Annotated in this window: 10 protein-coding genes; 6 read left to right on the top strand and 4 right to left on the bottom strand. The window is 73.9% G+C overall.

Annotation, left to right across the window (positions count from 1 at the left end; translation table 11 throughout):
• Positions 1-101: 101 nt before the first annotated feature.
• The 3 genes from ABD352_RS39105 to ngcE are packed head-to-tail and all read right to left on the bottom strand — an operon-like array spanning position 102 to position 3,798.
• Positions 102-758, bottom strand: a complete 657-nt coding sequence (locus tag ABD352_RS39105; protein WP_344617617.1) for a DUF1345 domain-containing protein — start codon at positions 756-758, stop codon at positions 102-104.
• A 59-nt stretch (positions 759-817) separates the two neighbouring features.
• Positions 818-2,407 (bottom strand): methyl-accepting chemotaxis protein, encoded by a 1,590-nt coding sequence (locus ABD352_RS39100; protein ID WP_344617616.1) that lies wholly within the window; start codon positions 2,405-2,407, stop codon positions 818-820.
• Entirely contained in the window at positions 2,407-3,798 is a 1,392-nt protein-coding gene (gene ngcE / locus ABD352_RS39095; protein WP_344617615.1) for an N-acetylglucosamine/diacetylchitobiose ABC transporter substrate-binding protein, read from the bottom strand. Before ngcE ends, ABD352_RS39100 begins: the two co-directional genes overlap by 1 nt.
• Positions 3,799-3,937: 139 nt before the next feature.
• Here ngcE and yidD point away from each other — a divergent pair, with 139 nt between their 5' ends.
• The 6 genes from yidD (at position 3,938) to ABD352_RS39065 (ending at position 11,445) form a co-directional block, all read left to right on the top strand.
• Complete coding sequence (yidD, locus tag ABD352_RS39090; protein ID WP_344617645.1) at positions 3,938-4,354, top strand: membrane protein insertion efficiency factor YidD; 417 nt, start codon at positions 3,938-3,940, stop codon at positions 4,352-4,354.
• A 79-nt stretch (positions 4,355-4,433) separates the two neighbouring features.
• A complete protein-coding gene (locus tag ABD352_RS39085) occupies positions 4,434-5,144 on the top strand; it encodes a DUF4142 domain-containing protein (protein WP_344617614.1) in 711 nt (236 codons plus the stop codon).
• Between the two features lie 65 nt (positions 5,145-5,209).
• Positions 5,210-6,604 (top strand): cytochrome ubiquinol oxidase subunit I, encoded by a 1,395-nt coding sequence (locus tag ABD352_RS39080; protein ID WP_344617613.1) that lies wholly within the window; start codon positions 5,210-5,212, stop codon positions 6,602-6,604.
• 14 nt (positions 6,605-6,618) lie between these two features.
• Complete coding sequence (gene cydB / locus ABD352_RS39075) at positions 6,619-7,623, top strand: cytochrome d ubiquinol oxidase subunit II (RefSeq protein ID WP_344617612.1); 1,005 nt, start codon at positions 6,619-6,621, stop codon at positions 7,621-7,623.
• Between the two features lie 73 nt (positions 7,624-7,696).
• A complete protein-coding gene (cydD, locus tag ABD352_RS39070) occupies positions 7,697-9,331 on the top strand; it encodes a thiol reductant ABC exporter subunit CydD (protein ID WP_344617611.1) in 1,635 nt (544 codons plus the stop codon).
• A gap of 266 nt (positions 9,332-9,597) precedes the next feature.
• Entirely contained in the window at positions 9,598-11,445 is a 1,848-nt protein-coding gene (locus tag ABD352_RS39065) for an amino acid ABC transporter ATP-binding/permease protein (protein WP_344617610.1), read from the top strand.
• A 197-nt stretch (positions 11,446-11,642) separates the two neighbouring features.
• Here the strand turns inward: ABD352_RS39065 and ABD352_RS39060 are convergent, their stop codons facing one another.
• Entirely contained in the window at positions 11,643-12,362 is a 720-nt protein-coding gene (locus ABD352_RS39060) for a class I SAM-dependent methyltransferase (protein ID WP_344617609.1), read from the bottom strand.
• Positions 12,363-12,419 lie beyond the last annotated feature (57 nt).

Raw genomic sequence — 12,419 nt, 5'->3', positions numbered from 1 at the left:
GCCGGCACTGTCCGGCGGGGCCGCCCCGGGCCGCAGGGTCCACCTGTCCTGGCCGCCCGGGAACGTTGTCCCGCCCCGGCGGGAGCCCGCGAGCCGGCGGCTCAGCCCCCGGAGTGGCCCAGGCCGGCGACCAGGTTGATGGTGGTCGCCAGGATGATCGCGCCGAAGAGGTACGACAGCAGGCTGTGCCGCAGCGCGGTCGCCCGGATGGCGCGGGTCTGCAGGTTGGTGTCCGAGACCTGGTACGTCATGCCGAGCGTGAACGCCAGGTAGGCGAAGTCGGCGTACGAGGGGTCCTCGTCCTGGTTGAAGCTGACGCCGCCCGGGGTGCCGGTGTAGTACAGCTCGGCGTAGCGCAGGGTGAACACCGTGTGCAGCAGCAGCCAGGACGCGACCACGTCGGCGATGCCCAGGGCGGCCGAGACGTCCGCGCCCACGCCCTTGGACGCGCCGGCCGCGAGGACGTAGAGGACGCCCGCGAGGCTGGCCAGGCTGGCCAGCACGACGACGAGGTCGGTGACCCGCCGGCCGGGGTCCTCGCGGGTGGCGTGCGCGGCGGTCTCGTGCGCCGACATGCGGCCGATGACCAACCAGGTGTGCCCGGCGTACACCAGGACGGCCACGCTCCAGCCGGCCACCGGCGCGTAGGGCCAGCCGAAGGCGGGGCCGATCGCGAAGGCGGCGATCAGGCCGAGCGCGGCCGCCACCGCGCCCCGCACCGCCGTCGGCCCATGGGGGCTGAGCATGGGTCCCGTCACGCCACTGAGCGTGGCACAGCCTGCGCCGTCCCGCTCGGTTGTGCGGGCGGCCCGCCGGGTCAGGTGCGGAAGCGGCCGACCAGGGCGGTGAGGCGGTTCGAGACCGCGCTGAGCTCGTCGGCGGCGTTGGTGACCTGGCCGATGCCGTTCGCGGTCACCTGGGCGATGTCGACGATGCTGCGCACGCTGCCGGCGATCGACGCGGCGCTGTCGGCGGCCCTGCCGATGTGCTGGCCGATGCTCGCCGTGCTGGCCGACTGCTCCTCGACGGCGCTGGCGATGCTGCTCTGGTAGCTGTTCACGTCGCCGATCACGTCGCCGGTGGCCGAGATCGCCGAGACCGCCTGGGACACGTCCTGCTGGATGGCGGCGATGCGGGCGGTGATGTTCTCCGTCGCCTCGGCGGTCTGCTGGGCCAGGCTGCGCACCTCGTCGGCGACCACGCCGAAGCCCTTGCCGGCCTCCCCGGCGCGGGCCGACTCGATGGTCGCGTTGAGGGCCAGCAGGTTCGTCTGCTTGGCGATCGCGCCGATCATGGCGAGCACGTCGTTGATGGCCGCCGAGGAGGCGCCGAGCCGCTCGACGGTGGCGTTGGCCTCCTCGGCCCGGGCCACGGCGTCGGTGCCGGCGGTGCTGGCCGAGGCGGCGCTCTGCGCGATCTCGTGGATCGAGCTGCCCATCTCCTGGGCGCCGGCGGCGACCGTCTGCACGCTGTGCGAGACGCTCTCGGCCGCCCCCGCGGCGGCCTGCGCCTCGGTGTGGGTGCGCTCGGCGTTGCGGGTCATGTCGGCGCTGATCGCCGACAGTTCATGGGCCGCGGCCGCCGCCGACCCGCCCGCCTCGGCGATGTCGCGCACCAGCCGGGCGATGTTGTCGGCGAACCGGTTGAACCGGCGGGCCAGGTCGCCGACCTCGTCGCGGCGGGACTCGTCCACCCGGCGGGTCAGGTCGCCGTCGCCGTCGGCGATCTCGGCGATGCGGTCGGCGAGCACGTTGATCGGGCGCACGATGCTGCGGGCCAGCCACAGCGAGATGATCAGCAGCAGGACCGCGGCCACCGCCGTGCCGCCGAGCACCACGCCCTTCGTGGTGCCGGCCAGCGTGTTCGACGTGGCCGTCATGTCGGCGATGTGCCGCTGCTGCGCGTCGAGCAGCTGCCCGGTGACGCGCTGCACGCCGGAGATGAGCCGCTGGGACCGGTCGGCGTCGGCGACCTTGCTGGCCGCGTCGATGCCGCTGCTCTTGCGGGCCTCGGTCATCCGGTCCATGAGGGCGAAGCTCGCGTCGACGAGCGGGTTGAGCTCGCGGATCAGGTCGCGCTGGTGCACGTCGGCGTACACGGTCTTGCCGACCGTGGCCACGCCGTCGATCGTGGCCTGCCTGGCCTTGGCGTACGCGGCCAGGTCGGCGGCGCCGCCGGAGATCACGTACGACTGGGCGCTGTACTGGGCGGACTGCAGGGTGCGCATGAGCGAGTCGAGGTCGCTCATGCGCGCGTGGGCCTGCTCCATCTGCCGGTCGTTGGAGGTCAGCCGGACCGTGTTGCGGTACGCGACCGCGCCGACGGCGACGATGAGCAGCAGGGCCACGCCGAAGCCGGCCAGCAGCCGGCGGCCGACCGTCCACCGGATGTCGCGAAGGGCGCCCATCAGGCGTTCCGGTGGAACTTGGTGATGGAGGAGTCGCGGGCCACCCCGTCGGCGGCGGCCTGCATCGCGGCGGCGAAGTCGGCCGCCCGCTTGGTCCTGCCGGACATGACGTCGGCGATGGCGGCCTCCCACGCCTTCTCCAGCGCCCCGTACCAGTCGCTGAACTTCCAGGTCATGAGGTTGTTCCCGGCGGCCTTCACCACGTTCGCGGCCGAGGCGAGCCCCGACGAGCCCGACACCCCTTCGGCCGAGTCCTTGCGGCTGGCCAGCGAGTTGGTCAGCGCCGAGAACTTCGACGCGCCCGCCTTGGAGAGCATGACGCGCAGGTACTCCAGCCCGCCGGCCTTGTTCTTGGCCATGGTCGGCACGACGAACGCGCCGCTGGCCCCCGCCCGGGCCGACCCGTAGGGCATGGCGTCCTTCGCCCCGGCGCTCCACACCGGCACGATGGTCAGCTTGGCCGACTGCGGCAGCGTGGCCTTCATCTCGTTCTCCAGCCAGGTGCCGCACGGGATCATCGCGCACTTGCCGTCGATGAGCGCCTGCTGCGACACCGTGTGCGACATCGTCTCGCTGCCGGGCATGACGAACCCGCGGCCGACGAGGTCGATGACCATGCCGGCGGCGTCGAGCACCGCCTGGTGCCGCCAGGCCCCGGGCTCCAGGTTGTCGATGGCCATCGCCACGGAGGAGCCGCCGATCTTGTGGATCCAGTCGGCCAAGGCCCAGCCCATGTAGTACGGGTACTTGCCCGCGTGTGCGAAGGGCGCGATCCCGGCCGCCTTGATCTTCGGGGCCAGGGCCAGGAACTGGTCCCACGTCTGCGGCGGCTCCCAGCCGTTGCTCTGCCAGCGGGCCGCGTCGTAGAAGAGGCCGAAGACGGTGTACATGTAGTTGAGCGCGTACACCTTGCCGTTGAACGTCCCGGACTCGACCGTGCCGGGCAGCAGCGTGTCGCGGACCTTCACGTTCCTGTCGTCGTAGCTGGGGCTGTCCAGCAGCTCGGTCAGGTCGAGCATGGCGCCGTCGTTGACCAGCTCGCCGATGGTGAACTGGTCGGCCCCGTCGTTGTTGAGCACGTCCGGCGGCTCGCCGGAGTCGAACCGCGGCTTCATGTCGGTGGCGATGGTCTTCGTCGCCTCGTGCACGACCTTGGCCTTCGGGTACTCCTTGCGGTACATCGCCTCGTGGGCCTTGGCGTAGTCGTCGCCGAAGCCGCCCGGGAAGATCACGACCTCCAGGGACCGGTCGGCCGTGATCCCGAACGGGTCGACCGCCGCCTCCGCCGTGTTCGCGCTGTCGCACGCCGCCGCGGCGCCCAGCAACGGCACCCCGGCCGCGCCCGCGAGCAGTGTCCGGCGCGAGACCGCGCCTCTTGCCTCAACCGTCAAGGGAACCTCCTCAACCCAGCAGGCAACTCGGCGGTTGAACGCACCACTTAAGGCAAACACTGCGGGTCCTCAGCTGCCTGATCCTCGACAGCAGCATTGATCTGTCCCGCGGTACCTCTGCAAAATGCGCTGCGTGGAAATGGGCGAGGCGGCGCCGGGGCGCCGGCGGTGGTGGAGCGACTGGTCCGGCTGTGATGTCAGCGGCTGTGATGTCAGCGGGTGTGACGGCTGCGACGGCTGTGACGTGCCCGGCTGCGACTGCAACTTCCTGATGTTCACCTCGCTGCTCTCGGCGATGGCGGTCGCGGCGCCGACCCGGCCGCCGCGGCGCTCGGCCAGCGGGCCCGGGCGGGCCGGGATGGCGGCCATCCGCGGCTACCAGCGCTTCCTCTCGCCGCACCTGCCGACGCGGTGCCGGCAGGTGCCCTCGTGCAGCAACTACGGCCTCGAGGCGGTGCGCCGCTACGGGCTGGTGACCGGTTCGCGGCTGACGGCGGCGCGGATCCGCCGCTGCAACCCGTCAACGCCGCGGGGGACGCACGACCCCGTGCCCTAGCCGTTTGGGCATTACGGTGCGCAATCTTGCGGATACTGAGGGTGATGTAGCTCTCGTTCGCATGATTGGAGGTCGCGCCATGCGCGCCGCGCTCAAGGTCGGGACCCTGGCCACCGCACTCCTCGTCACCGTGCCCCCAATGGCGGCCCACGCCGCGCCAACCCCCGCCTCCGCGCAGGACCGCGCGTTCGTCGAGGACGCCGGGCGCGCCGGGGCGTACGAGATCGCGGGCGGCCGGCTCGCGGCGACCCGGGCCGCCGATCCGCGGCTGCGGGCGTTCGGGATCCGCATGGTGACCGATCACACGCAGGGCGCGGCGGCGCTCGCCGACCTGGCCGCCGCGCTCGGGCTCGACGTCCCGTCGCGGCCGGACGCCACGCAGCGGACGATCCTCGACGTGTGGGGGTCGGTGCGGGGGCCCGCGTTCGACTGCTCCTACGCGCCGGCCGCCTACGCCGATCACGTCGCGGCGATCGGGGCGTTCGAGCGGGAGGCGGCCGACGGGCGCAACCCCGCGCTGCGGCAGTTCGCCTCGGACACGCTGCCGACGTTGCGCGAGCACCGGGCGGACGCGGCCCGGAACCTGCGCGGGCTGGACTGCGCCACGCCGATGCCGCTGCCGATTCCCATCCCGACTTCCCGGCCGACGCCTCGGCCCACCGTGACCCCGACGGCCCGGCCTACCGTGAGCCCTACCGCTCGGCCTACGGTCCGGCCTACGTTGTTGCCGACCGCGCTGCCGACCACGTTGCCGACCTTCTGGCCTCTCCCGCGGCCTTCCGGGTCCTGAGGGCCCGGGCCTGATAGGACTTTCGGCCCTGCTGTCTCATTCGGCTCGGCAACAGAATCGCTGACATGAGCGCCCTCGATCTCGCGCGGTGGCAGTTCGCGATCACCACCGTGTACCACTTCATCTTCGTGCCCATCACCATCGGCATGTCCGCGTTGGTCGCCGGTTTGCAGACCGCGTGGGTGCGCACGGGGAAGGAGAAGTACCTCAGGGCGACGAAGTTCTGGGGCAAGCTGTTCCTGATCAACTTCGCCATGGGCGTCGTCACCGGCATCGTGCAGGAGTTCCAGTTCGGCATGAACTGGAGCGCGTACTCGCGCTTCGTCGGCGACATCTTCGGCGCCCCGCTCGCGATCGAGGGCCTGCTCGCCTTCTTCCTGGAGTCGACCTTCCTCGGCCTGTGGATCTTCGGCTGGGACCGCCTGCCCAAGCGGGTGCACCTGGCCACGATCTGGCTGGCCGCGATCGGCACACAGCTGTCGGCGTACTTCATCCTGGCCGCGAACTCCTGGATGCAGCACCCCGTCGGCTACACCGTCGACGCCGAGCGCGGCCGCGCCGAGCTCACCGACATCTGGGCCGTGCTCACCAACAGCACCGCGCTGGTCACCTTCCCGCACACGATCACCGCCTGCTTCCTCACCGCCGGCGCCGTGCTGCTCGCGATCAGCTCCTGGCACCTGCGCCGCGGCAACCAGACCGACGTGTTCCGCCCCGGCCTGCGCCTGGGCGCCTGGGTGGTGCTCGTGGCCGGCGTCGGGGTGCTCATCACCGGCGACCTGCAGGCGCGCATCATGACCGAGCAGCAGCCGATGAAGATGGCCGCCGCCGAGGCGCTCTACAACACCAGCAAGCCCGCGTCGTTCTCGGTGTTCACCATCGGCTCGCTGGACGGCCGCGAGGAGGTCGCCAGCGTGCGCATCCCGTCGCTGCTGTCGTTCATGGCCACGGCCGACCCGCAGGGCGAGGTCGAGGGCATCAACGACATCCAGAAGCAGTACGAGCAGCGGTACGGCGACGGCGACTACGTGCCGTACGTGCCGATCACCTACTGGTCGTTCCGCCTGATGATCGGCTTCGGCGCGCTCGCCATGGCCGTGGCCGCGATGGCCCTGTGGTTCACGCGCAAGGGCCGCGCGCCCCGCAACCGCTGGCTCTGGCTGGCCGCCCTGTCCACCGTCGCGATGCCGCTGCTGGCCAACTCCTTCGGCTGGATCTTCACCGAGGTCGGCCGCCAGCCCTGGACCGTCTTCGGCCTGTTCAAGACCTCCCAGAGCGTGTCGCCGTCGGTCTCCGCGGCGACGGTGGCGACCTCGCTGATCGTGTTCACGCTGCTGTACGGCGGGCTCGCCGTCATCGAACTGATGCTCATGGTCAAGTACGCCAAGGCCGGCGCCCCCGAAATTGTCGTACCCCCGGACGAAGATGAGGCCGACCGTCCACTGGCATTCGCTTACTGAGGAGGGATTTCGTCATGGCACTCACCACCGTCTGGTTCGCGCTCATCGCCGTGCTCTGGTGCGGCTACTTCCTCCTCGAGGGCTTCGACTTCGGCGTCGGCCTCCTGCTGCCCGTCCTCGGCCGGGACGAGCGCGAGCGCCGCCTGCTCATCAACACCATCGGGCCCGTCTGGGACGGCAACGAGGTGTGGCTGCTCGTCGCTGGCGGCGCCACGTTCGCGGCCTTCCCGGAGTGGTACGCCACACTCTTCTCCGGCTTCTACCTCCCGCTGCTGCTCATCCTCGTGGCGCTGATCCTGCGGGGGCTGGCGTTCGAATACCGCGGCAAGATTGACAGTCCACAGTGGAGGCGCCGGTGGGACGCCGCCATCATCGGCGGCAGCCTGGTCCCGTCGATCCTGTGGGGCGTGGCGTTCGCCAACATCGTGCGCGGGGTACCGCTCAACGCCCAGCACGAGTACACCGGCACCCTCCTCACCCTGCTCAACCCCTACGCCCTGCTCGGCGGCCTGACCACGCTGTCGCTGTTCGCCCTGCACGGCGCGGTGTTCCTGGCCCTGAAGACCGACGGCGAGATCCGGCACCGCGCGGGCGCCCTGGCCTGGCGCCTGACCGCCCCGGCCGTCGCGCTGGCCGCCGCCTTCCTGCTGTGGACCCAGCTGACCCATCACGACGCGTGGGGCTGGGCGCTGTCCGCCGCGGCCGCCGCCGCCCTGCTGGCCGCGGTCCCCGCCGTGCGGGCCCGCCGCGAGGGCTGGGCCTTCGTGGCCACCGGTGCCACTCTGGTTCTGGCCGTGGCGGCACTGTTCGTGACGCTGTTCCCGGACGTCATGCCGACCACGCTCGCCGGGGGCGCGAGCCTGACGGTGACCAACGCGTCGTCCTCGCCGTACACCTTGAAGGTCATGACCTGGGTCGCCGCGTGCTTCACCCCGGTCGTGCTGGGCTACCAGTCCTGGAGCTACTGGGTCTTCCGCCGCCGCCTGCGCGTCGAGCACATCCCGGCGGCACACCAGTGACCCGGCCGTCCGCCCGCCCGGTCCGCCGGGCGGTGCGGCCCGGCCCGCCGGGCGCGGCACCGGCGGTGGGGCGGTGAAGCCGCTGGACCCGAGGCTGTTGCGCCATGCCCGGGCGGCCCGCTCCTACCTGGCGCTGTCGGTCGTGCTCGGCGCCGCCCTGGCCGGTCTGCTGGTCGCGCAGGCGACGCTGCTGGCCGGCGCGATCGCCGACGTGTACCTGCACGGCGCCGACCTGCGGCGCATCGGTCCCGCGCTCGGGGCGCTGGCCGCGGTGACCGCCGCCCGGGCCGCGGTCGCCTGGGCCCAGGAGGCGGCGGCCACCCGCGCCGCGGCCGCGGTCAAGCGCCAGCTGCGCTCCCGACTGCTCGCCCACGTCGCCGCGCTCGGCCCGGCCGCGGCCCCGCCGAGCGGCGAGGTCGCGACGCTGGCCACGCGGGGGCTGGACGCGCTGGACGCGTACTTCGCGCGGTACCTGCCGCAGCTCGTCCTGGCCGCCCTGGTCCCGCTGATCCTGCTGGCCCGCATCGCCCCCGCCGACCTGATCGCGGCCGGCACCATGGCGCTGACGCTGCCGCTCATCCCGGTCTTCATGGCCCTGGTCGGCCTGCAGACCGAGGCCGCCAACCGGCGCCAGTTCCGGCTGCTGAGCCGCCTGTCCCACCACTTCCTGGACGTGATCGCCGGCCTGCCCACGCTGCGCGTCTTCGGCCGTGCCCGCCGCCAGGCCGAGGTGATCGCCCAGATCAGCGCCGACCAGCGCCGCGTCACCATGCGCACGCTGCGCCTGGCCTTCCTGTCCTCGCTTGTCCTGGAGCTGCTGGGCACCCTGTCGGTCGCCCTGGTCGCCGTGGGCATCGGCCTGCGTCTGGTCGACGGCCGCCTGTCCCTGGCCACCGCCCTGCTGGTGCTGATCCTGGCTCCGGAGGTGTACCTCCCGCTGCGCCAGGTCGGCGCCAACTACCACGCCAGCGCGGAGGGCCTGGCCGCCGCCACGGACGTCTTCACCATCCTGGAGACCGAGCCCGCGTCCCCGGCCGCCGGTGCCGTGCCGCCGCCGGTCGGCGAGATCCGCTTCGAGGACCTGGTCGTCCGCCACCCGGGGCGGCCGGCCCTTCCGCCGTTCAGCGCGGTCGTCCGGCCCGGCGAGCTGGTCGCGCTGACCGGCCCGACCGGCTGCGGCAAGTCCAGCGCCCTGTCGGTGCTGATGGGGTTCACCACGCCCGCGTCCGGCCGCGTCACCGTCGACGGCCTCGACCTGTCCACGGTGGACGCCGACGCCTGGCGCCGCCGGGTCGCGTGGCTGCCGCAGCGCCCGTGGCTCTTCAGCGGCACGATCGCCGACAACATCCGCCTCGGCCTGGCCGACGCCGACGACGCCGCGGTCCGCGAGGCGGCCCGCCGGGCCGGCGCGCTGGAGTTCATCGACGACCTGCCCGACGGCCTGGCAACCCGCCTCGGCGACGACGGCGCGGGCCTGTCCGCCGGCCAGCGCCAGCGCATCGGCCTGGCCCGCGTCTTCCTCCGCGACGCGCCGCTGGTCCTGCTCGACGAGCCCACCGCGGGCCTGGACGCCGCCACCGAGGCGGCCGTGATGTCCGCCATCCGCGAGCACGCCGCGTCCCGCACCGTCATCATGGTCGCCCACCGCCCGTCGCTGCTGACCCTGGCCGACCGCGAGATCCCCCTGACCCCTTCGGCGGTGTCCTGATGACCGACCTCCTGCGCGGCCGCCCTTCCCGGCCCGCCCACCCCGCGGTGAACGCTGCGACGGGCGATGCTGCCCGTTCTGGCGCCGCGGCGTCCGGCCTTCCGCACGGGGACGCCCCGATGGCCCGCTACTCTCGCGCGAACAGGCCGGCCGAGGCCGAGCGCGGCGGTGTCGCAGCGGGTGACGGGTCGCGCGGGGACGGTCCGGAGGCTGCTGAGCGGCGCGCGGGGCGCAGGCGGCGGGGTTGGGCGGAGGCGGCGGGGCTGGTGCGGCCGGCGGCGGGGCGGCTCGGCGTCGCGCTCGTGGCCGGGATCGCCGCGGCGGGGGCGGCGGTCGGGCTCATGGCCACGTCGGCGTGGCTGATCTCGCGGGCGGCGCAGCATCCGCCGGTGCTGCACCTCATGGTGGCGATCGTCGCCGTGCGGGCGTTCGGGATCGGGCGGGGCGTGCTGCGGTACGCGGAGCGGCTGGCCGGCCACGACGCCGCGCTGCGGATGCTCGGGGCGCTGCGGGTACGGGTGTTCCGGCGACTGGTGCCGCTGGCGCCGGCCGGGCTGCGCGGGTTCCGGCGCGGGGACGTGGCGGTCCGGCTCGCCGCGGACGTGGACGCCGTGGTGGACCTGGTGGTCCGGGTCTTCCTGCCGATCGCCGTGGCGGCGGTGACCGGGCTGGCGGCGGTGCTGCTGGTCGGCGCCCTCGTGCCGGCCGCCGGGGCCGCGCTCGCCGTGGGACTGGTCGTGGCCGGCGTCGGGGTACCGCTGCTGCAGGCCGCGCTCGCCCGCCGGGCGGACGCTCGGCTGGCGCCGCTGCGGGGAGCACTCGCGGCCGGGGCCACCGACCTGGTGCACGGGCTGCCGGACCTCATCGCGGCGGGAGCGGTGGACGCGGCGCTGGAGGAGCTGGAGCGTACCGACCGGGAGCTGGTCGCGGCGAACCGGCGGTCCGCGGCGCTGACCGGGGTGTCGGCCGCGGTCACCGCGCTCTGCGTCGGGCTGAGCGTGCTGGCCGGGCTGGTCGCGGGCGCGATCGCGGTGCGGGCCGGGTCACTGCCGGGGGAGCTGCTGGCGGTCGTCGTGCTCACGCCGCTGGCGGTGTTCGAGACCGTCGCCGTCGTGCCCGTGGCGGCCCAGGGTCTCGCGGCCGCGCGGGCGGCCCTGGCCCGGCTCGCCGAGCTCACGAACCTCGCCGACCCGACCCCGGACCCGGCGAGCCCGGCCGGCCTGCCGCCCCCGATCGCCGCGGCCCTGCGGCCGGTCGTGGCCCTGCGGCCGGTCCCGGCCCGCGCCGCCGACCCGTCGAAGCCGTCCGGCGAAGCCGCTGGGCCGAAGCGGGACCGGATCGCACAGGACAGCGCAAGCGATGCAGAGGCGTCCCGGGCCGGCGGGGCGGCGCATCTCGGCGGGAATGCTCAGCCCCGGACGGCGGGCACCGACGGGCCGGGGACGGCGTCTGGCGCGGTGCTGCGGCTGGAGAACGTCACGGCCGGGTGGGTCGAAGGCAGGCCCGTGGTGCGGGACCTGTCGTTCGAGGTCGGGGCGGGGCGGCGGGTCGCGCTCGTCGGGCCGAGCGGGGCGGGGAAGACCACCGTCGCGGCGTTGCTGTTGCGGTGGCTGGACCCGGCGGCCGGGCGGGTCACGCTCGGCGGGGTGGACCTGCGCGAGCTGAGCGGGGACGACGTGCGGCGGGTGGTGGGGCTGCTGTCCGACGATGCGTACCTGTTCGACACCACCATCGAGGCGAACCTCCGGGTGGGGCGGGCCGAGGCCACCGAGGAGGAGCTGTTCGCGGCGCTGCGCGCGGCCCGGATCGACGGGTGGGTGCGGTCGTTGCCGGACGGGCTGGGGACGCTCGTCGGGGAGCACGGGGCCGCGGTGTCCGGCGGGCAGCGGCGGCGGCTCGCGCTGGCCCGGGTACTGCTGGCCGGGTTCCCGGTGCTGGTGCTCGACGAGCCCACCGAGCACCTGGACGAGCAGACCGCCGGGGAGCTGCTGGACGATCTGCTCGACGCGACCGTGGGGCGGACCGTGGTGCTGATCACGCACCGTACCGATGTGGCGGACCGGGTCGACGACGTCGTCGTGCTGGAGCAGAGCAGGCCTGCCGCCGCCGCATGACGCCCGCCGCGGGCTGCCGGGGCGTCGGGGACACAGGGGCGAGCGTGGGGGTGTCGGGGACGCCGGAGCGACCGTTGGGGCGCCGGGGACGCCGGGGCGAGCGTCGGGGTGTCGGGGCGAGCGTCGGGGCGTCGGGGACGCCGGAGCGACCGTTGGGGCGCCGGGGCGAGTGTCGGGGTGTCGGGGACGCCCGGGTGTCAGGGGAGGGCGCGGGCCGTCAGGGCGAGGTTCCAGGGGACGATGCGGCCGTCGGCCGGGGCCGGCTGCCACGGGCGCATGGTGGTGTCCAGCTCCTGCAGGGACTCCAGGCGCAGGGCGGGCTGGGACAGGAAGGCGTTGAGGAACGTGGCCAGGGTCAGGTTGCGCGAGCCCACCCGGCTGTGGACGGGAAAGCGGCCCGTCGGGTCGTGGCGCAGGCCCTCGTCTCCGTAGCCGGGGGACAGGCGCAACTCCTGATCCTCCGGCTCGGTCTGGCGGGGCAGGAAGGCGCCCACGAAGGCCGGGTGCAGGCCGAGGTACACCAGGCGCCCGCCCGGGCGGAGAACCCGTACGACCTCGGACACCGCGGCGGGAAAGTCGTCGACGTCCGTGTGGACGAACGTCATGCAGACGGACGGGAAGTGCCCGGCGGGGAACGGGAGCCGGCGCGCGTCGGCGCGGATGACCAGATCCGTGCGGGCGGCGGCGAGGCGCAGCTGGTCGGCGGAGAGGTCCACGCCCACGACGCGGTGGCCGCGGGCGCGGACGGCGGCGAAGTGCAGGCCCGTGCCGCAGCCGACGTCCAGGCAGGCCGGGTCGTCCGGGGCGGGCGGGCCCAGCAGCTCGGCCAGCAGGCCGGCGGAGCCGGTCGGGGCGCCGTAGCGGTGGAACGTCGCGTCGTACCAGTCGGCGTGGCCGTCGTACCTCGCGTGGGACACGGGAACATCGAAGCACGAGTAAGGGCCCGGGTGGCGCTGGGGCGCCACCCGGGCCTC

The sequence above is a fragment of the Dactylosporangium salmoneum genome (assembly GCF_039532525.1).
Taxonomy (GTDB): domain Bacteria; phylum Actinomycetota; class Actinomycetes; order Mycobacteriales; family Micromonosporaceae; genus Dactylosporangium; species Dactylosporangium salmoneum.
Note: the sequence above shows the minus strand (reverse complement) of the source record. Positions and strands in the feature narration are given on the sequence as shown.